Source organism: Ochrobactrum sp. XJ1 (assembly GCF_024701725.1).
GTDB lineage: Bacteria > Pseudomonadota > Alphaproteobacteria > Rhizobiales > Rhizobiaceae > Brucella > Brucella anthropi.
Genome location: NZ_VDGD01000007.1, coordinates 1 through 19,059, shown reverse-complemented (window position 1 = coordinate 19,059; position 19,059 = coordinate 1). Strand labels below are relative to the sequence as shown.

Below are 19,059 nucleotides of genomic sequence, written 5' to 3'. Positions count from 1 at the left end.
CCGATCATGTCCGATGTTTCTTTTCACGAACTGGCTAAACTGGACGACGCAGCGCGCGCCGAACTTCTCAAGCGCTCGGAAACCGACCTGTCGGGCTTTATCGAGAAGGTTAAGCCGATCATCGAAGCCGTTCGCACCGAAGGCGACGCGGCGCTTGTCCGCTTTGCGCGCGATCTCGACAAGGCAGAAGTCGATCCGGCGAACATCAAGGCAACGGAAGCCGAGTTTGATGCCGCTTTCGACAAGGTGGAAAAGGACGTGATCGAGGCGATCCAGTTCGGCATCGACAATATCCGCCATTTCCACGAGGAACAGAAGCCGGAGGCCATGTGGCTGAAGGAAATGCGTCCGGGCGCCTTTGCGGGTGACCGCTTCACCCCGATCCGCTCCGTCGCGCTCTATATTCCGCGTGGCAAGGGAGCCTTTCCGTCCGTCACCATGATGACCGCCGTTCCGGCTGTCGTTGCAGGCGTGCCTGATCTTGCCATCGTCACTCCGCCCACGCCGGATGGTTCGGTCGATGCCGCAACACTCGTTGCAGCACGGCTGGCAGGTGTAGAAACCGTCTACAAGGTCGGCGGTGCGCAGGCAGTCGCTGCTGTCGCCTATGGCACGGAAACGGTGAAACCGGCGCTCAAGATCGTCGGCCCCGGCAGCCCATGGGTGGTTGCAGCCAAGCGCCTGCTTGGCGGCGTCATTGATCCTGGCCTGCCAGCTGGACCTTCTGAAGCTGTCATTTTTGCCGATGATACGGTGAAAGGTGGCCTTGCGGCGCTCGATCTTTTGATCGAAGCCGAACACGGCCCGGATTCCTCCGCATGGCTGGTCACGCATAGCCGCCGCGTCGCGGAAGAGGCGCTTGCCGCATTGCCGGACCATTGGGCGCGCATGACCGAACAGCGTGTCGGCTTCTCCAAGACCGTGCTTACCGGCAAATATGGTGGCATCGTCCTGACGTCTTCCGTAGAAGAGAGCTACAAGTTCATCAACGACTATGCGCCGGAACATCTGGAGCTTCTTTCGACCGATCCGTTCGCGCATCTCGGCCATATCACAGAAGCTGCCGAAATCCTGATGGGACCGCACACGCCGGTCGTCATCGGCAATTTCGGCCTCGGCCCGAACGCCGTGCTGCCGACAAGCCGCTGGGCGCGGACCTATGGTCCGCTTTCGGTAACGGATTTCGTCAAGCGTTCGTCCATCGGCTATGTGACGGCTTCCGCCTATCCGGAATTTGCAAAACATGCCCGCACACTGGCGCGTTACGAAGGGTTCTCCTCACACGAGAACGCCGTGTCAGAAATCCGCAAGGATTACCTCTAGAAAGAGCCGGGGAGGCTGACGATGAAGGCTGTCCGGCTTTATGCGGCGAAGGATTTGCGGGTCGAGACAATCGACCCGCCGTCGCGGCCTGAGCCGGGCTGGGTCCGGCTGAAAGTGTCGGCTGCCGGTATCTGCGGCTCCGATCTGCATAATTTCATGACCGGGCAGTGGATCAGTCGTTCGCCTTCGGTCGCAGGCCACGAATTTGCAGGTGTAGTGACCGAAACTGGTGCTGGCGTGACCAGCTTCAAACCCGGCGAGACGGTGATCGCGGACTCCCGCTACTGGTGCGGCGAATGCCAGTCCTGCAAAAGCGGCAGGCACAATGTCTGCGAAACGCTGGGGTTCATCGGTGAAGTCTGCGATGGCGGTTTTGCCGAGGAGACAGCACTTCCTGCACGGCTCCTCGTTCATTACGATCCGGCCATCAACCCGGTGGTCGCCGCCATGGGCGAACCGCTTTCGGTGGCGTTGCACGCCATCCGCAAGCAGCGCGTACCGTCGGGCGAGGCGGTCCTCGTTGTGGGTTGCGGGCCAATCGGCGGGCTTGCAGCGCTTCTTCTTTCCCGCCTGCATGACGGTCCGGTGCTGGTCTGCGACCGCAACGAGCAGCGCGCCAATCTTGTTTCAACTGTCACCGGCGCAACCAAGGTTCCGCTCGACAAGGCGGCAATTGAAGCCGCACTCGATGGCCAGCCAATCCGCTATGCCATTGATGCCACCGGTAATATCGGCGTCCTCAAGGCAATGCTCGACGTGCTTTCCGGCGGCGGTTCACTCGCACTTGTCGGCATATCCCACGGCAGGATCGAGCTTGATCCGAATAGTCTGGTCGAGCGGGAGATCAGCCTGATCGGCTGCCATGCCTATCAGGACGAACTGCGTGAAATTGCAAAAATCCTGCCCGATCTTGAGGCGTCGCTGTTGCAGCTTGTCGACCGGGAAATATCGCTCGATGAGGTTCCGGACGCCTATGCCCGGCTGATTGCCGGTGAAGCGGACGGCTTGAAAACGATCATACGGACAGGGATGTGACTCATGGGTGCTGGCGACAAATCGGAATCCCATCATGCCGCCGACATGGAACTGCCCGAAACCGCCGGGCCGCTCTATGAGAAGGTCAAGGCGCAGGTGCTGGACAACATCCGCTCCGGTCGCTGGCCCGGCAATCATCGCCTGCCTTCGGAACATGAACTGGTGGATGCACTCGGCATTTCCCGGATGACCGTCAACCGGGCCCTGCGCGAACTGACCGATCAGGGCATATTGAAGCGTATTCAGGGCGTCGGCACTTTCGTCGCGCCCCCGAAGCCGGAAACGACGCTGATCGAAGTCGTCAACATCGCCAATGAAATCAAGGCGCGTGGCGGGCAGCACCGCGCCGAAGTCGTCACCCTCGACATTATCGAACCGACGCCCGAACTGCTCAATGCGTTCGAACTGCATAAGAGTATCCCCATCGCCCATTCGCTGATCGTGCACCTCGAAAACGAGGTGCCGGTGCAGCTTGAGGAGCGGTTCGTCAATACGAGTCTCGTGCAGCATTACGAATTGCAGGACTTCCGGGCTATCACGACTTACGATTATCTTCAGAAAAGCACTCCGATGACCGAGGTTGAGCAGGTCATTTCGGCGATAACACCAGACGCGGAAATTGCGCGTCTGCTGCGTCTCGATGATGGTATTGCCTGCCTGCTTCTGGACCGCCGGACATGGACGGGTGAAACGGTTGCGACCGTCAACAAGCTGATCTATGCCGGAAATCGTTACCGTCTTGGCAGCCGTTACAAGCCTGAAATATATAGATAATCCAAACCACTCCGTAACGATCACATTTATCTGACCCAGTGCTTTTCACTGGTTGTGTTGACATTTACTGATTCTCGTAACATTTATAGTTACATGAAAAGAGACAGCAAATTATCGGGCGTTCTGCACGTCCTTCTCCACATGGCGGAACATAAAGGGCCGGTCACATCGGAGGTTCTCGCCAAGGCCATGACCACCAATCCAGTCGTCGTGAGACGTGTCATGGGCGGCCTGCGAGAGCAGGGCTATGTTCGCTCGGAAAAGGGACATGGCGGCGGGTGGGAGATCGCCTGCGACCTCAATAAGGTTACCTTGCGCGACATTTACGAGGCCATCGGAGAACCAGCGCTTCTGGCCATGGGAAACCGCACCGAAATGCCGGGCTGTCTGGTGGAGCAGGCAGTCAATGCCTCGCTCAGCAAGGCATTCACCGACGCCGAAAACCTTCTTCTGGAGCGTTTTGGCGAGGTCACGCTCGCCATGCTGAGCGCGGATTTTCATCAGCGCGCGCTGGAGCGCGGCGTAACATTCGATCTGGAGAGCAGTCATGCATCATGATGCAATCATTATCGGCGGCAGCTTCGCTGGCTTGTCTGCCGCAACCTATCTGGCGCGCGGCAGACGATCTGTCCGCGTGATCGACGCTGGAAAACCGCGCAACCGTTTCGCCGAACATTCGCATGGTTTCTTTGCGCAGGACGGCAGCAACCCGCTGTCCATGCTGGAAACGGCAAAAGCGCAGGTCGAAGCCTATCCGACTGTCACGTTCACACAAGGGAAGGCCGTTTCCGGTAGTGGCGAAATCGACAACTTCGCGATCGAACTTGATAGCGGCGAAATCGTTGAAGGGCGCAGACTGATCCTTGCTTTCGGTATATCGGATGAACTGCCGGATATTCCCGGCCTCGCGGAGCGATGGGGCAATTCCGTCATTCATTGTCCTTATTGCCACGGCTATGAATTCAGCGACCGTCAGCTTGGCGTTCTCAATATGTCGCCGATGTCGGTGCATCAGGCCATGCTGATCTCCGAATGGGGATCGACAACCTTCTTCATTGACAAGGGACTGGAGCCGGATGCGGAGGCATTCGCAGAACTGGAACGGCGCGGCGTGAAGATAGAACGCAGCCCGGTCCGTGCGTTGCACGGCGAGGGGATCGACATTTCAGAGATCGAACTTGAAGACGGGCGACTGGTCCCACTCAATGCGCTTTACATCGGGCCACGCAATTGGCTGAATAGCCAGATTGCCGACACGTTCGGCTGCGCAATGGATGAACTGCCACTCGGCAGAACGATACAGACAGACGGGTTGAAGACGACAACGGTACCAGGCATTTTTGCGGCGGGCGATATTACCCGTGGCGCACACAGCGTCGCCTGGTCGGTCGCTGATGGCGTGACGGCAGGAACTGCGGCGCATCGATCTCTGGTGTTTTAGCCTCCCAATTTGTTGCAATCCGGCTACATTGGCACATCTGTCTGCGGCCGTCATATATCAGCCCCTTGCTTACACGCTCCAGTCCTGCAAATTCAGCGTTCGTGGCCCTTTCCGCAGTAGGGATTCTAGGGCCGGATCGAGGAATCCATGGTCACCGGGTCAGTTAACTCAAGACCGCTCGCAGGCATCGCGCTTGCTTGCGGCGGTTACGCCTGTTTCGCCCTTCAGGACGCGATGGTAAAATGGCTCGTCGCGACCTATCAGGTGCCGCAGATATTGTTCATGCGCAGTCTGGTGATCGTAGTCATTACCGGCGTACTGATACGCTATCGCCGCCATCCGTCCATTTTCCGAAGCCCATATCGCAACACCATCGTCCTTCGTGCCGCACTTATGCTTGGCGCGTGGCTGCTGTTCTACAATGCGGCCCGCCATCTCGAGCTGGCAGAACTGACCACACTTTATTTCTCCGCACCGATCATGGTCATGTTCCTGTCGATCCTCGTGCTCAAGGAGAAAATCGGACCGGGGAGGTGGATCGCCTGCGCCGTAGGTTTTGTCGGTGTAACGGTTGCTGCTAATCCCACCCATTCGCCCAATCTCATTCCCGCCGCCATGTGCATCGTGGCAGGTTTCTGCTGGGCGTGGAGCACGATCCTGGTCCGGCTCGTCAGCCGCAGCGAAACCACGATGACGCAGATGTATGCCACCGGCCTGCTTTTCGGTCTGGCCTGCGCGCTGTCCTTTCCGTGGACATGGCAGGACCCCGATCTCTCCGGCTGGCTTCTGATGATCTGTCTGGGACTTGTATCGACACTCGGCCAGTTCCTTCTCTATGAAGGATTTCGCCATGCACCCGCCTCGGCGCTGGCGCCAGTGGAATATAGCGGGCTCATCTGGGCCTTTATCTACGGTTATCTCATCTGGGCGGAGGTTCCGGCAGCAAATGTGTTTGCCGGTGCATTCCTCATCGTGCTGGCAAGCCTGCTGCTCATCGCCTGGGAGCAACGGCAGGCAAACCTGCGCAAACGCCGCGCCCCCTGTTGAAAGCCCACTCCAAAACTCGCCCTGTGTGGCTGCAAATGGCAATTTGTCTCCGTTCCGGTGCTCATGTACCCAAAAGTACATTGTGCTCCGGTGCTCGAAAATCACCATTTTCGCACACACATGCCGCTTTTGGATTCAGCCTCTAAGGCGCGGCCGCGTCACTCTTGAAGCGATGTCAAACCGCTTCTGCGGTCTGCCCGAGCGGTAGCGGGAACAGTCTGTCATATGCAATGTTGAACACAAACGCATAGACCAGATAGAAAACGACAATCGCTATATCCATCACAAGGGCGGCAATCAGCGAAATTCCCAGATACCAGGCGATGAACGGGATCAGCAGCACGATCAATCCGGCTTCAAAAAGGATTGCGTGAAGAACACGGACAGCCATGCTCTTGTTGACGCTACCCGTGAAACGCAGCATCGCCTTGTCAAAGCCCAGATTGAACAGAAAATTCCACACGGTTGCAGTGGTTGCCGAAACAACCCCGATCACGCCCATCTCTGCTGCAGGCTTGTCCAGAATGAAGGCGGAACCGGGTATGAAGATCGCCAGACCGATGATTTCGAACATCGTTGCGTGGCGGACACGGTCCATAAAACTGCGCATTTCCTTTAATCCCTGTTGTTAATGCGCGTGCTTCTATCTTATTCTGGCGATAAGAAAAGTTAGATACTATCTGGATTTGCGATAAATGAGTATCGAACTCGAACAGCTAGAAGCCTTTGTGGCCTCAGCGGATCACGGCTCGTTCTCCGCTGCCGCGCGATATTTGCGCAAGGCGCAGTCCGCCGTCAGTGTGCTGGTTTCCTCGCTGGAAGACGATCTCGACGTCAAGCTGTTCAGCCGTGCATCCCGCAATCCGGTGCTCACGGAGGCGGGTGCGCGGCTGTTGCCGGAAGCGCGGTTGCTGCTTGCCCGGCGTGAACATCTGATTTCCGTCGCCAGAAATTTCGGCGATCATGTTGAAAGCCGTCTCGTGGTCGCAATCGACGAGCTTTATCCCGAACCGGCTATCGCGACGCTGTTTGCAGCCTTCGCGCAGGAATACCCGCATGTCGAACTGGAGCTGACTTTTCCGCCGTCAACGGCAATAAGCGGGCTTGTGCTGGAAGGAAAGGCGGACCTCGGCGTGATGTGGCGCGCCGAGCAGATGCCGGATGAACTTGGCTTCCACACCATCGGATGGGTGCCTCTGGTTCTCGTCTGCGGGCGAGAGCATCCACTGGCTCATACGGCGGTCAGCTGGGAAGATTTGAGATCGTTTCGCCAGATCATGGCCCGAAAGCACAGCGATACGGCTGAAAGCCGTCGTCTGCGGGTGGGTGCCGAAGTCTGGTGGGTGGAAAGCCACTGGGTTATCCTTCAGATCCTCACGCGGGGGATCGGCTGGGCATTCATTCCCGAACATATCTTGCAGGATTCACCGCTGGCGCCGGAACTCGTCATTCCGAAACTGCAGTTCGACGAAGGTGCGCATCCGGTCGCGCTTGAGCTTATCTGGAACAAGCGGCGACGGCAGGGGCCAGCCGCCCAATGGCTGCAGGAGCGCTTTGCCAAGAGCCGCTTTTGAACTTCCGGCGACGAAGGGTGCAAAGGGCAGGGAATACCCCTGCCCAAAGCGGATTATGCCTTTGCGGCTTCCACAAAACGTGGATCGAAAGTTTGCGCAAATGAGATATCCGCACTTGCCAGTTCCGGATCGAGCGCCTTGAGCATTTCGAACAGGCTCTTGAAGCCGTCTTCCGCAATCAGGCCCTTTTCGGAATACATGGCGCGGGACTTCTCGAAGCCGGTCTTGTAAAGCTCGCGGTCGCCCAGCAGATACTCTTCCGGCACAGCATCAGCCACGTCATCGGCAGAAGCCTTGTGAATCCAGTTCAGCGACTTGACGAAAGCGTTGACGACCCGCTGCGTCGTTACCGGATTTGCATCGATGAAGCTCTGCTGCACATAAACGGTCGCGGCCGGATTGGTGCCACCGAAAAGCTGGCGCGTGCCTTCTTCGGTGCGCGTATCCAGAATCAAGGTGATGTCGCCATCCACTTCCAGGCGCGTGATGACCGGGTCAAGATGGACGAGGGCTGCAATTTCGCCCTTCTTGACGGCTGCGACCGCGCTTGCGCCACCGCCGACACCGATGATCGAAGCGGCATCTGCTGCCAGACCGTTCTTGATGAGCGCATATTGCAGCAGCAGCGAGGTTGAAGAGCCCGGCGCCGTGACACCGACATTCTGGCCCTTGAGATCAGCAATCGTCTTGATTTCGCCTGCGAGGTCCTTGCGCACGCCGATGCAGATGCCCGGAAAGCGGCCAAGCTCGCAGACGGCCTTGATGTCCTGTCCCTTGTTCTGCATGCGAATGGTGTGTTCGTATGCGCCGGTTACCACATCGACCGAACCGCCGATCAGCGCCTGCAAGGACTTTGCGCCGCCACCGAAATCATTGATAGTCGCCTTGATGCCTTCTTCCTCGAAGAAGCCCTTGCGCTCGGCAATGGTGAGGGGAAGGTAATAGAAGAGCGGCTTGCCACCAACACCGAACATCAGCTCCGGCTTTTCCGGCGTCGCAGATGCATCCTGCGCGTAGGCAGGCAGGCGCGAGGCAATACCCGCCAGCCCGAAGGCGGCGGCGCCCAGCAATATATCTCTACGTGTTGTCCTCATGGTTTCCTCCTTGAATCCTCTTAACCGTTGTGTCCGGCAGCTTTCGGGCGCCAGACAAGCAGGCGCTCCTCGACGATGGACACGCCCCAATCGATGAGCAGTACGAATGCTGTCAGCACCAGCATACCGGCAAAGACACCGGTGACGTCGAACACGCCTTCCGCCTGATGGATCAGATAGCCGAGACCTGCCGACGAGCCGAGATATTCGCCGACAACCGCGCCGACGACGGCAAAGCCGACAGCCGTATGCAGGCTTGAAAACATCCAAGACAGCGCCGATGGCAGATAGACATTGCGCAGAAGCTGGCGCTCGTTCATGCCAAGCATACGCGCATTGGCGAGCACTGTCTGATTCACTTCCTTCACGCCCTGATAGACGTTGAAGAAGACGATGAAAAAGACCAGCGAGACGCCGAGCGCCACCTTCGACCAGATGCCGAGGCCAAGCCACAGCGCGAAGATCGGCGCCAGCACGACGCGCGGCAACGAATTGGCTGCCTTCACATAAGGGTCGAAGATCGCCGCGAGCAAAGGCTTGCGGGCAAACCAGAACCCGATCAGCACGCCGCCAATTGCGCCAATGGCAAAGGCCAGCATGGCTTCAAGCAGCGTGATGCCGAGATGATACCAGATCGTGCCTTCCGCAAACCACTTGTAGATGCGTTGCGCCACATCGCCCGGCGTCGCAAAGAAGAACTTCGCCTTGGCCGGATTGCCTAGCAGATGGGTGGCGGTGAAGAGGTGCCAGACCAGAATAACGGCGACAGCCACGCTGAGCTGCGCCAAAAACAGCATAGGCTTTTTCATTTCTTTTCCCCACTCGTCTGCTGATAGCCCTTGAGAACCTCTTCCTTGAGCGCGCTCCATATTTCGCGATGAATTTCGTGAAACTTGTCGTCGAGACGAATTTCGGAAATCTCGCGTGGGCGGGCGAGGGGGATTTTATATTCGGCCATGATGCGGGCACGCGGCCCGGCGGACATGATGACGACGCGATCCGCCAGCGCGATAGCCTCTTCCAGATCGTGGGTCACGAACATGACCGCCTTCTTGTCCTGCGACCACAGGTCCAGCAGAAGGTCGCCCATGATAACCCGCGTCTGTGCGTCGAGGGGACCGAAGGGTTCATCCATCAGCAGATATTTCGGATTGCGGATCAGCACCTGCGCAAGGCCGACGCGCTTGCGCTGTCCACCCGACAGCATATGCGGATAGCGGTCGCCGAAACTTGCAAGACCGACGCGGCCGAGCCACTCACGGGCCTGTTCGCGCGCCTGAGCCTTCGAGGTGCCTGCAATTTCCAGCCCGATGGAGACATTGTCCAAGACAGTCTTCCAGGGCATGAGGGCATCCTGCTGAAAAAGATAACCTGCCTTGCGATTGAGACCCTGCAGCCGCTGGCCGCTGATTTCGACCGTACCGCTGGCCGGTACGAGAAGCCCGGCAACGGCATTGAGCAATGTGGATTTTCCGCAGCCGGTCGGACCGACAATCGCCACGAACTCGTTTTCAGCAACTTCAAGATTGCTTTCGGCGACAGCATCGAAGCGGCCGCCATCGGCCAGCTTGAACGAAATCTGCACATCCTTGAGCGCGATTGCAGTCTTGCGTGTTTCTTCCGGCTGAATACGGCTTGGTTCGGCGCTCATCGCTCGTCACATCCGGTGAACTTACGATGTGCTTTGCCATAACGGCTCATATTTCCGCTCCTTTTCGGGTAGCGCCTCATGAATGGGGGAACAGACAAGACGCGGGATCTTGGCATCTAAAATGAGACGCAAAAATTTGCGATAGAGTCCCTTCGTATAACGTCCCGGTAAGAACATGCAACGAAAAGCGGACAACACATTTCATTCTGTCGACAATAATATGTCTATACGAAATATTATTGCGATCAGCCACGCCAGGTCAAGAAACGCTTCTCGATCTGCCCGATGATGAAATTGACGATCAGTCCCATCACCGACAGGATTGTGACTCCGGCAAACAGCTTCTCAAGATCGTAGAGCGATCCGGCTTCAAGGATATAGGAACCGACGCCGAACTGGGCGCCGAGCATTTCGGCTGCGACCAGCAGAATGATGGCGATGGAGATCGACACTCGCAGCCCGGACAGGATCGCAGGAAATGCGCCGGGCAGGATGATCTTGCGCACGATAGACCACCATCCAAGACCGAAGCTCTGGCCCATGCGCACAAGCGAACGATCCACATTATCGACCGCGCCGTAAGTGGCGACGACGGTGGGCGTAAAGGTGCCGAAGGCAATGAGCATATATTTCGACATTTCATCGATGCCAAACCAGATCACGAAGAGTGGCAGGAGTGCGATCTTGGGGATCGGGAAGAGAGCAGCAACGAGCGGCACCAGACCGGCGCGGACATAGCTGAACAAGCCGATCATTACCCCGAGACTCACACCGACCGCGATACCGAGACTGGCGCCGACAACAAGCCGCCGCAGCGATGGCAGCAGATGCTGCCACAGAAGGCCGGTCTGCCAGAGCTGGACGAAGGTTTCCAGCACGGCGGATGGGCGCGGCAATGTCAGATTGGATATGAAGCCGCTGCGGGTTCCGATTTCCGCCAGCGCCAGCAGCGCTATAAACAGGATCAGGGCCATGTGGCGCACCGGCTGAGGTGCGAAACCGCCCCCCCGGAAAGGAACCGGGCGAACATCCTGGCTGGACTGCTTCATTTCTGCGATCTCAACCATTGATCAACTCCTGATCTGCTGCCTGCGCTTCCGCCCGCATCAGCTCCCAGAGCTGCTTCTGCTTTTCTTCCAGAACGGGGTCGCCAAGGTGACGCTCGGAAAGCGGAATATCGATATCGACAATCTCCCTGATCCGTCCCGGTCGTCGCGACAGCACCACCACTCGATGGCCGAGCCGCACCGCCTCGTTGAGATTGTGCGTGACATAGACCGAGGTGAATGGCTGGCGCGTCCACAGCGCAATCAGATCATCCATCAGCAGTTCCCGTGTCTGGCTATCGAGCGCCGACAAGGGCTCATCCATCAGCATGACGGCAGGGCGTACCGACAAGGCGCGTGCAATCGCCACGCGCTGGCGCATGCCACCCGAAAGCTGCTTCGGCAATGCCTGTCGGAAATCCGACAGCCGGGTGCGCTCCAGAACATTGGTTACGATCCTGTCCATTTCCGCCCGGCCAAGACCATGATCCTCCAGCACCAGCTTGATATTTCCTTCCACGCTGCGCCATGGCAGCAGCGCAAAGTGCTGGAAAACATAAGTGAGGGGATTGAGTGAATCCTTCGGCGGCGAGCCTATCTGCAGCACTTCGCCCGAGGATGGCCGCTCAAGACCGCCCAGAAAACGCAGGAGCGTGGACTTTCCGCAGCCCGAAGGGCCGATCAGGCAGACGATCTGCCCCTGCGGGATGGTAAGCGATATATCTTTGAGAACTTCGACCGGACCATAAGAATGGCTGATGTTTTTCAGTTGCAGATCCATTTCAACTCCAGTCAGAAAGTCCGCCCTTCGACGTTAGAGCGCGTTTCGATATGATTGGATCAAATCCGCGCTCTATCTCGTTGTTTTGACGCGCATCCCGGTTTGGAATACCTGTCGTCGGGCTTTGCGCCCGACAAAACCTGTCGGGCACGGAATGTTCAGTTTCAACCAGCCTTAGCCAGTTTCAAATTGTCTTGACATAGGATGTGTCGAACAGCTTTTCCTGTGTGACAGCTTCCTTGACCATGCCTTCGGAGCGGAACCAGTCGAGCTGCTCCACGCAGCTGTTGAGCGACAAGGCCAGCCCCTTGTTGATGCGCATAGCACCATCGATAAGGTTCTGTTTTGCCGTCTCGAACGGGCTGTCGCTTTTGACATATTTGTGCACGATCTTTGCAATGTCGTCGCGCGCTGCATCGTCTGCAGTGTTGTCGACAAAGGCCGCATTATAATCGTCGATTGCCTTGGAATAGGCTTTGACGAAGGCTTCGGTCATGGCGCGCTCGTCGGACGCATTCTTAGTAGACGTGAATGCTGTCGTGACCTGATAATCCGGCGCATAATCGGAGACGAGACCGATCTGCTTTGCAGCGCCCTCACGGATGAGCTTCTTGGCGATATTGGGCTGGATGGCCCAGGAATCGATCTGCCCGGTCGACAGGGCACCGACAACAGCGCCGAGCTTCTGCAATGGGCGCAGCTGGATTTCAGAAAGAGGAATATTGTTGGCCTTGGCGATCTTGTGCGCCATGAAATGGAATGACGATCCAGCCGTGGTGATGCCGAAGCTGTGTCCCGCCAGCTTGGACGGTTCCGTTAGCCCGCCTTCATAGGCCTTGTTGGAGGCCAGAATGACGTTGCCGGTAATGCCTTTTTCTTCTGCAAGCGCACCGCCGATGACCTTGATCGCGCCCTTGTCGGCCAGGCTGATAAGCCCGCCACTCATTGCCGTCACACCAAAATCTGCATCGCCGGATGCGATGGCGACAGCCATGGGCTGGGCGGCTTCGAAGAACTTCAACTCGATATCGAGACCAGCATCTTTGAAATAGCCACGCTCGTGCGCGATATAGCTCGGCGCATGGCTCGCCAGATGGAGAACGGCCAGATTTCGCGTCGCGGCGCGGGCAGGGGAGCCGAAAGCCGTGCTGATGCCCAACGCACCAAGTCCCATCAATGTCTGACGGCGTGTCAGGGTGAAATCCATTCCGGTTCTCCTCCGATGCGGGTGTCAGCCTGGCGCAACAGATTTCCTGCTAGGCCCGGCAAACAAAATTTCATTACGTCTCTGCCACGGAAAAATATGGAAGATTGCTTTCGCATAAAGTCACATAGCGGGATTTTCAATAAGATTAACGGTCACGTACTTGTTCTGCCGCCAATGCACCGGCATCGATTCTCCGCAGAAACGGGTCTAACCGAGCCAGTATTGGACCTGAGGCCATCTCAGGCAGAAGATGCCCGCCAGCCAGTCCTTCGCCGTCAACATCGATGGCCCAGTCTGCCCATATATCGAGCGGTTCGCGCCCGCCGCCATAGCGTCGGCCTTGTTCCCAGAAAACCAGAACCGGCGCATGAATGCGCCGTCCTGCCGCCCGATCCGCAAGATCGTCAGCTTCATCCACACCTGCGCCTGCGCGGTAATCCTCGCATATCCAGTGCCGGACTTCCGCACTGTCAAAGGCTTCCCGATAATCCGCAAGTGCAAGCGGATGCAGCTTGTCGAGACCATGCGCCATCTTCTGCAAGGTCGTATCGATCATGAAACGAGGATTGCCGGAAAGAAGCATTTCAGGCAGCGGTTCGGGCTGTGCCAGCATGAACCAGTGCCACGCCCCCATGCCGAAAGCCTTGCTGGCGCCTTCCCACATTTCCGGAGTCGGTACGACCGTCACGGATACCAGTCCAACCACATTGTCCGGGTGATCCAATGCCATGCGATAGGCGACACGCCCACCGCGATCATGCCCGATCACAACAAACCGCTCATGCCCGAGCGCCTGCATCAACGCGACCAGACTAGCGGCCATCCGGCGTTTTGATCCGGCACCAACCGGATTGGACGTGATGCGGCTTCGTCCATAGCCCGGCAGATCAGGCACGACGACTGTGCGGGAGCGGGCGAGTTCAGGGGCAATGCGATGCCATGCAGCCATGGTTTCCGGATAACCGTGCAGCAACAGAACCGGCAGGCCTTTACCACCAGTCATGACCGCAAAACGAACATCATTCGTTTCCACTTCCCGCATCTCAAAGCCGGGAAAGAGCTGCTCGATTGCTGGTTTCATACCCCACCGTTTTGATCTCGTCGGAAACTGATTCAGTTGAAAGTGCTATGCTAGAGCATTTCCTGTTTTGATTGAAACATTGGAATCAGGCCACCGCGCAACCCGTCCGCGCGATGGCCATACAACCAGCCTTTATTTCATTTGCTTTGAAGAGACAGCCAGCGGGTTGCGTGTATGTTCATCAGATTGTCGCTGTAGCCTTCAACCTTATCTGCCACGAGCGCTTGTGATGAAGGGTAGAGCAGTGGGATGACCGGAACCTCTTTCAGCAGAATGCGCTCAGCCTGAGCAAGGGTTTCAGCCCGCGCTCCAGTGTCGGTCATCGTTTCCGATTTTGTAATCAGCGCGTCATAATCCTTGTTCGACCAATCTGAATTATTGAAATAATTGTCGGTCGTGAACATACTCAGGAAGGAATAAGCGTCGTTGTAATCGCCGATCCATGCCTGATAGGCAAAATCATACATGCCTTTTTCATGCAGATAATTGAAATAAGTCGCGCCTTCGACTTCGTCCTGTGAAGCATTGATGCCAATATTCTTGAGCATGTCTGCGATAGCAATCATCGTGTTCTTGTTGTTGACCGAAGTGGCATAGCGCAGCTTGACCGACAGGCTTCCCGGTGCGACACCGGCCTCCTTCAGCAATTCCCTGGCCTTGTCCTCACGATCCAGAATATCGATATTCATGTAATCCAGCCGGGGCGCGTCCACGACATAGTTTTCAGTACCGGGAGGCACCATCGAATAACCCGGCATCATCATGCCACGCCGGATTTCATTGGCCAGAAACTTTCGATCAATCGCCATCGATATGGCTTCACGCACACGAGGATCGCGCAACTTACTATCCGGTTCGCCTCTGACACTGACATAAAAGGTGCCGAAATAGGGGGCGACACGCAGATTATGCCCCAGATTGGACTTGATGTAGTCCATCTGCTCGGCGGGGACCGTACCGCAAATGTCGATCTCCCCGGCCTCAAACCGGCGCATGCACGACGCCGGTTGCTCGAATGGAATCCAGTTCACCACGTCGATCTTTACATTGGATGCATCCCAGTAGTTCGGGTTTTTCTTCATGACGATCTGCGCATTTGGTGTGAAGCTGGCCAATGTATAGGCACCGTTCGACACCATGTTTCCCGCCAGAGTGAACTTGTCGCCATATTTCTCGACGGCTTTCCTGTTTAGCGGCAAGGTCGTCTGATGGGTCAGCAGTGAAAGGAAATAAGGGGTAGGGGACGTAAGCGTGATTTTCAGCGTGCGGTCGTCAAGCGCCTCGACGCCCAGCTGATCCAGTGGGAGCTTGCCGGTATTGATTTCCCTGGCGTTCTTGATCGCATAGAGAACATTGGCATAACCCGCACCAGTCTTCGGGTCGATGATACGGTGCAGCGAATATTCGAAATCACCTGCGGTAACCGGATCGCCGTTCGACCATTTTGCACCTGCGCGCAAATGGAACATATAAGTCAGTCCGTCGGGAGAAATATCCCACGACTGCGCTACACCCGGTATCAGCTCGCCCTTTGCATCTTCGGTAATAAGCCCCTCATAGAGATCACGCAGCAAAGCGCTTTCATTGACCGTCGTTGTACGGTGCTGATCCAGTGTTGATGGATCGCTGCCGCTATCACGGTTCAACACGGTTTCGGCTGACGCGACGGTAGCCAACGAAAAACAGCAAGCGCCTGCAAGAAAGAAACTGCGATGCATAAAGCCCTCCCATTGATGGCGCGACCCCGAAACGGAGTCGCCAGATGCATCGACTGTATATTTCTTGTTTTAATCTTACTACTTTAAGTAATAACTCCCTACTTATTGTGATAATTACTTTAATAGCACACATATAAGCACGCACTATAATTCGCTTATTAGAATTTGCGATTATAGAAAATATTTTTTTGTTTTACCTTGGCGACGTTTTAGACCGGGAAAGTATTTCCGGTCATATTTTTATATTTGTGAGGGGACATGAAGTTTACTTTATCGCTGGCAGGCTGCATTGCGACGGCATGCAGTGCATCTGCAGCCTATGGCGCAGACGCAGTTATCGCGCCGGAACCGGAATCGACACAATACGTCCGGGTTTGTGACGCATACGGCACGGGATATTTCTATATTCCCGGAACTGAAACATGCCTGCGTATACACGGCTATGTCCGCTATCTTATGCAGGGCGGGGACGATGTTTATGGCCGCGGCTTCACTGACAAGGACGGCACACCTCATCTCCAGCGCAACAGCAAGCGCGATAGCTGGGACAATTCTGCCCGTTTCACATTGCGTGCCAGCACGGCATCCGAAACGGAGCTCGGCACACTAAAAACCTATGCGGAAACCCGTTTTCAGTGGGGCAATGGCAAAGATTCCGGCTCCACCGGCTCGTTGCGCGTTGCATATGTCGATCTGGCGGGACTGCGTGTCGGCCTCGATTTTTCGACGTTCATATCCTTCGTGGGGTATCTCGGCGACGTCTTTAACGATGATGTGATCCTTGCAGGCGGCTATCGTACAGGCTTGATCAGCTATACCTACTCCGGCAGCAACGGCATTTCGGCGATCCTGTCGCTGGAACAGGGCAACAATCTCGATACAGATAAGCAATATGGCTTTGATGGCACTATCAGTGACTATACCCCGCACATCGTTGGTGGTCTGAAATATGCCCAAGACTGGGGCGCGGTCATTACAGTTGCTGCATACGATGCCCGGAACGAAAAATGGGCGGGCAAGCTGCGTGGCAATCTCAACATCAATGACAAGCTGTCCGTGTGGGCCATGGGTGGCTTTAAGTCCAACAAAGACAGCTATATGGACGTCAAAGGCGACAACGGACAAGTTGCAGGCCAGGTTCGCGCAATCAATAGTTTCTACGGTCAATGGGGCGGCGACTGGGCTGCCTGGGGTGGCGGCGCTTACAAAATATCCGACAAGGCCATCATCAATGCCCAGCTTTCTTACGATGCCACAGACACGTTCTACACGACGGCAAACGTCGCTTACGAACTGGTTCCTGGCTTCACGGTCACGCCCGAAATCTCTTACGTGCGCTGGCGTGACAAAAAGTCTGTCCTTAACGGGTCAGACGCGTGGCAAGGCCTGATCGCGCTCCAGCGGACATTCTGAGACAGACAGAAGGAGGCGCCTGAAAAGGCGCTTCTTTTCATGAGCGATCAAGCTTCCCTTGGCATCAACATTGTTTTGGCAAGTTAGGGATGCGCCATCTTCAGCAAGTTAGGGATGCGACAGGCGCTGACGTTCAGCACCCATTCCGAGAGGCTGGTCAGGGTTGCAAGCGAGGAAGGGGGGCGAGTCGATGGGTGCCCTTCGGCTTTAGCTCTGAGAGTGCCAAATGTCATTGATCTGGCCATTTCACTCCGTCGCAGCCAACCGAGCCAACGCTTTTTCCCGACGCGCGATAACGTCAGGATCGTTCATGTAAGCGGTGCGCGATTTGCGTTCACGCTTCTGATACCCGTTCCCGACACTGCCATCAGGCACGCCAAACAGATGGTTCGTCTGACCTGTGCGACGGGGACCGCTCTTGCTGCGTTGCAATTCCCGGCCCGCCTGCATCTCGGCCACAATCGAAAGCATGTCATCCAGTCGCTTGTTCTCGACAACAGGCGACCGGTGAACAGAACGAAGCTTGTCGAACGTTGTATAGGGCAGGGTGTCCGTACCATGCATGATCTCCAGACGACCATCGGGATAGTCGCAGACAATCACCTTTTGTCGAGCCAGCCGCTTTGCAAGCTCCGTCGGCTCCAGGATGAACAGCACCTTGTCGTAACGCAGCGTCAGTGTTTGCGACAGTGTCCGCACTTCCTTCCGGCACATCGCACCATCGATGTTCTCATGTGCGGCCAGCGGTCGGTGCATATCTTTGGGATTGCGCGGATCCTTGCCAAAACGGGCATTGAAGTCTGCAATATATTCCGGCGCATAAGCATTGGCTGCTTCGATCGTATCAATGCCGCGCAGTCGCAATTCCTTGACCAAACGATCCTGCAAAGTTCTGTTTGCCCGCTCGACACGGCCTTTGGCCTGCGGGGTATTGGCACAGATAATGTCGATGTTGAGTTCATAAAGCGCCCGGCCAAACTGGGTCAGACCGCTCGTGCGATCTTTCTGCGAACCATGGGTCGTGCGAAACACACCATGTTTGTCACTGTAAAAGGCCAGCGGCTTGCCCCATTGCTGCAGGTAGGCCTTCGTCGCATGAAAATAATCAAACGTGTTCTCTGATCCAGCGAAGCGCAAATGCAGGAGCTTGCCCGTGGCATCGTCAATATAAACGAGGAGGGCGCATTTGGGACCCCGCTCCTCAAACCACCAATGATGCGAACCATCGATCTGTACCAGCTCACCAAAGCAATCACGCCGACCGCGCGGCTGATGCAGTTGTCGCTTGCGTTCGCGCCGTGACGTCCACAAACCCGCCACCGTCATCCATTGCCGCAGCGTCTCCTTGCTGACCGAAAGCCGGTGGCGTTCGGCAAGCTTCTCACAGGCCAGTGTCGGTCCAAAATCCCGATAATAAGCCCGTACCAGATCCAGCACCGCATTCCGGAAATCCTCGCTGTAACGACGATTGCTCGGGCGTCCGCGTCGTCCCGAAATCAGACCCGAATGCCCAAGCTTGTCGTAAGCCTGTAAAAGACGATGGATCTGGCTGCGGCTGAGATCCAGCAATGCAGTCGCCTGGATAACCGTCAGACGACGATCTCGAATCTTCTGAATGACTTCCAATCTATTGAGTTCTTTCTGCGACATCGTAATCAAACAAGACATGGCAACTCTCTAAACGGATACGTGTGAAGAGCCGCCCAGTCTTCCTTTCCTCGTTCGATCTGAACAGGGCACGCGACCTAAAAATGTCGCATCTCTATCTTGCCCATCTGTCGCATCTGTATATTGCTGTGGAAAAGCTACCCCAACTGCATCATGCCAGTGGTGAGGGTATCCGATTATACTGCTTCCTGCAAAAGTTGAGCAAA

General features: G+C 56.4%; 18 protein-coding genes and 1 pseudogene. 9 read left to right on the top strand and 10 right to left on the bottom strand.

Going from position 1 to position 19,059, the window contains the following annotated elements; genetic code table 11:
* The first annotated feature begins 6 nt into the window (after positions 1 to 6).
* From hisD to FG152_RS13670, 7 genes and pseudogenes are all read left to right on the top strand, one after another.
* Positions 7 to 1,323: a histidinol dehydrogenase gene (hisD, locus tag FG152_RS13700; RefSeq protein WP_010658779.1), complete on the top strand. Its 1,317-nt coding sequence runs from the start codon at positions 7 to 9 to the stop codon at positions 1,321 to 1,323.
* 21 nt (positions 1,324 to 1,344) lie between these two features.
* Entirely contained in the window at positions 1,345 to 2,358 is a 1,014-nt protein-coding gene (locus FG152_RS13695; protein ID WP_010658780.1) for a zinc-dependent alcohol dehydrogenase, read from the top strand.
* Between the two features lie 3 nt (positions 2,359 to 2,361).
* Positions 2,362 to 3,132, top strand: a complete 771-nt coding sequence (gene hutC / locus FG152_RS13690) for a histidine utilization transcriptional repressor HutC (protein ID WP_010658781.1) — start codon at positions 2,362 to 2,364, stop codon at positions 3,130 to 3,132.
* A gap of 93 nt (positions 3,133 to 3,225) precedes the next feature.
* Positions 3,226 to 3,690 (top strand): Rrf2 family transcriptional regulator, encoded by a 465-nt coding sequence (locus FG152_RS13685; protein WP_012092979.1) that lies wholly within the window; start codon positions 3,226 to 3,228, stop codon positions 3,688 to 3,690.
* Positions 3,680 to 4,573: an NAD(P)/FAD-dependent oxidoreductase gene (locus FG152_RS13680; protein ID WP_010658783.1), complete on the top strand. Its 894-nt coding sequence runs from the start codon at positions 3,680 to 3,682 to the stop codon at positions 4,571 to 4,573. Before FG152_RS13685 ends, FG152_RS13680 begins: the two co-directional genes overlap by 11 nt.
* Before the next feature lie 147 nt (positions 4,574 to 4,720).
* Positions 4,721 to 5,620 carry a DMT family transporter gene (locus tag FG152_RS13675; RefSeq protein WP_010658784.1) on the top strand — a complete coding sequence of 300 codons (900 nt, stop codon included), beginning with the start codon at positions 4,721 to 4,723 and terminating at the stop codon, positions 5,618 to 5,620.
* A gap of 35 nt (positions 5,621 to 5,655) precedes the next feature.
* Positions 5,656 to 5,786: pseudogene (locus tag FG152_RS13670) on the top strand (flagellar basal body P-ring protein FlgI); the annotation flags it as partial.
* Between the two features lie 9 nt (positions 5,787 to 5,795).
* Here the strand turns inward: FG152_RS13670 and FG152_RS13665 are convergent.
* Positions 5,796 to 6,230, bottom strand: coding sequence for a PACE efflux transporter (locus FG152_RS13665; RefSeq protein WP_012092982.1), 435 nt, complete (start codon positions 6,228 to 6,230; stop codon positions 5,796 to 5,798).
* A gap of 85 nt (positions 6,231 to 6,315) precedes the next feature.
* Here FG152_RS13665 and FG152_RS13660 point away from each other — a divergent pair, with 85 nt between their 5' ends.
* The gene (locus tag FG152_RS13660) at positions 6,316 to 7,194 is read left to right on the top strand and encodes a LysR family transcriptional regulator (protein WP_010658786.1); all 879 of its coding nucleotides are present in this window, start codon (positions 6,316 to 6,318) and stop codon (positions 7,192 to 7,194) included.
* A gap of 53 nt (positions 7,195 to 7,247) precedes the next feature.
* On the opposite strand, the gene FG152_RS13655 is transcribed toward FG152_RS13660, so the two are convergent.
* The 8 genes from FG152_RS13655 to FG152_RS13620 all read right to left on the bottom strand — a co-directional run bounded on the left by FG152_RS13655 (position 7,248) and on the right by FG152_RS13620 (position 15,772).
* On the bottom strand, positions 7,248 to 8,288 hold the full coding sequence (locus FG152_RS13655) for an ABC transporter substrate-binding protein (RefSeq protein ID WP_010658787.1): 1,041 nt from the start codon (positions 8,286 to 8,288) through the stop codon (positions 7,248 to 7,250).
* 20 nt (positions 8,289 to 8,308) lie between these two features.
* On the bottom strand, positions 8,309 to 9,097 hold the full coding sequence (locus FG152_RS13650) for an ABC transporter permease (RefSeq protein ID WP_029927414.1): 789 nt from the start codon (positions 9,095 to 9,097) through the stop codon (positions 8,309 to 8,311).
* Positions 9,094 to 9,939, bottom strand: coding sequence for an ABC transporter ATP-binding protein (locus FG152_RS13645; protein WP_010658789.1), 846 nt, complete (start codon positions 9,937 to 9,939; stop codon positions 9,094 to 9,096). The genes FG152_RS13650 and FG152_RS13645 overlap by 4 nt, the downstream gene beginning before the upstream one ends.
* Before the next feature lie 245 nt (positions 9,940 to 10,184).
* On the bottom strand, positions 10,185 to 11,006 hold the full coding sequence (locus FG152_RS13640; RefSeq protein ID WP_012092987.1) for an ABC transporter permease: 822 nt from the start codon (positions 11,004 to 11,006) through the stop codon (positions 10,185 to 10,187).
* Complete coding sequence (locus tag FG152_RS13635; RefSeq protein ID WP_010658791.1) at positions 10,999 to 11,766, bottom strand: ABC transporter ATP-binding protein; 768 nt, start codon at positions 11,764 to 11,766, stop codon at positions 10,999 to 11,001. Before FG152_RS13635 ends, FG152_RS13640 begins: the two co-directional genes overlap by 8 nt.
* A 184-nt stretch (positions 11,767 to 11,950) precedes the next feature.
* Positions 11,951 to 12,973 carry an ABC transporter substrate-binding protein gene (locus tag FG152_RS13630; RefSeq protein WP_498986876.1) on the bottom strand — a complete coding sequence of 341 codons (1,023 nt, stop codon included), beginning with the start codon at positions 12,971 to 12,973 and terminating at the stop codon, positions 11,951 to 11,953.
* A gap of 145 nt (positions 12,974 to 13,118) precedes the next feature.
* A complete protein-coding gene (locus FG152_RS13625; RefSeq protein ID WP_010658793.1) occupies positions 13,119 to 14,054 on the bottom strand; it encodes an alpha/beta fold hydrolase in 936 nt (311 codons plus the stop codon).
* Positions 14,055 to 14,191: 137 nt separating this feature from the next.
* Positions 14,192 to 15,772: a peptide ABC transporter substrate-binding protein gene (locus FG152_RS13620; RefSeq protein ID WP_010658794.1), complete on the bottom strand. Its 1,581-nt coding sequence runs from the start codon at positions 15,770 to 15,772 to the stop codon at positions 14,192 to 14,194.
* A gap of 258 nt (positions 15,773 to 16,030) precedes the next feature.
* On the opposite strand from FG152_RS13620, the gene FG152_RS13615 reads away from it, so the two are divergent.
* Positions 16,031 to 17,185 carry a porin gene (locus FG152_RS13615; RefSeq protein WP_010658795.1) on the top strand — a complete coding sequence of 385 codons (1,155 nt, stop codon included), beginning with the start codon at positions 16,031 to 16,033 and terminating at the stop codon, positions 17,183 to 17,185.
* 246 nt (positions 17,186 to 17,431) lie between these two features.
* Here FG152_RS13615 and FG152_RS13610 read toward each other — a convergent pair whose 3' ends face one another.
* Positions 17,432 to 18,853: an ISNCY family transposase gene (locus tag FG152_RS13610; RefSeq protein ID WP_109365971.1), complete on the bottom strand. Its 1,422-nt coding sequence runs from the start codon at positions 18,851 to 18,853 to the stop codon at positions 17,432 to 17,434.
* Between the last annotated feature and the right edge of the window lie 206 nt (positions 18,854 to 19,059).

Bases quoted from the DNA above. Each gene is read 5' to 3' on its own strand.
- FG152_RS13645 (WP_010658789.1), bottom strand. From the start codon at position 9,939: ATGAGCGCCGAACCAAGCCGTATTCAGCCGGAAGAAACACGCAAGACT.
- hisD (WP_010658779.1), top strand. From the start codon at position 7: ATGTCCGATGTTTCTTTTCACGAACTGGCTAAACTGGACGACGCAGCG.
- FG152_RS13655 (WP_010658787.1), bottom strand. From the start codon at position 8,288: ATGAGGACAACACGTAGAGATATATTGCTGGGCGCCGCCGCCTTCGGG.
- FG152_RS13680 (WP_010658783.1), top strand. From the start codon at position 3,680: ATGCATCATGATGCAATCATTATCGGCGGCAGCTTCGCTGGCTTGTCT.
- FG152_RS13620 (WP_010658794.1), bottom strand. From the start codon at position 15,772: ATGCATCGCAGTTTCTTTCTTGCAGGCGCTTGCTGTTTTTCGTTGGCT.
- FG152_RS13615 (WP_010658795.1), top strand. From the start codon at position 16,031: ATGAAGTTTACTTTATCGCTGGCAGGCTGCATTGCGACGGCATGCAGT.
- FG152_RS13695 (WP_010658780.1), top strand. From the start codon at position 1,345: ATGAAGGCTGTCCGGCTTTATGCGGCGAAGGATTTGCGGGTCGAGACA.
- FG152_RS13675 (WP_010658784.1), top strand. From the start codon at position 4,721: ATGGTCACCGGGTCAGTTAACTCAAGACCGCTCGCAGGCATCGCGCTT.
- FG152_RS13630 (WP_498986876.1), bottom strand. From the start codon at position 12,973: ATGGATTTCACCCTGACACGCCGTCAGACATTGATGGGACTTGGTGCG.
- FG152_RS13650 (WP_029927414.1), bottom strand. From the start codon at position 9,097: ATGAAAAAGCCTATGCTGTTTTTGGCGCAGCTCAGCGTGGCTGTCGCC.
- FG152_RS13625 (WP_010658793.1), bottom strand. From the start codon at position 14,054: ATGAAACCAGCAATCGAGCAGCTCTTTCCCGGCTTTGAGATGCGGGAA.
- FG152_RS13610 (WP_109365971.1), bottom strand. From the start codon at position 18,853: ATGTCTTGTTTGATTACGATGTCGCAGAAAGAACTCAATAGATTGGAA.
- FG152_RS13685 (WP_012092979.1), top strand. From the start codon at position 3,226: ATGAAAAGAGACAGCAAATTATCGGGCGTTCTGCACGTCCTTCTCCAC.
- hutC (WP_010658781.1), top strand. From the start codon at position 2,362: ATGGGTGCTGGCGACAAATCGGAATCCCATCATGCCGCCGACATGGAA.
- FG152_RS13640 (WP_012092987.1), bottom strand. From the start codon at position 11,006: ATGGTTGAGATCGCAGAAATGAAGCAGTCCAGCCAGGATGTTCGCCCG.
- FG152_RS13660 (WP_010658786.1), top strand. From the start codon at position 6,316: ATGAGTATCGAACTCGAACAGCTAGAAGCCTTTGTGGCCTCAGCGGAT.
- FG152_RS13635 (WP_010658791.1), bottom strand. From the start codon at position 11,766: ATGGATCTGCAACTGAAAAACATCAGCCATTCTTATGGTCCGGTCGAA.
- FG152_RS13665 (WP_012092982.1), bottom strand. From the start codon at position 6,230: ATGCGCAGTTTTATGGACCGTGTCCGCCACGCAACGATGTTCGAAATC.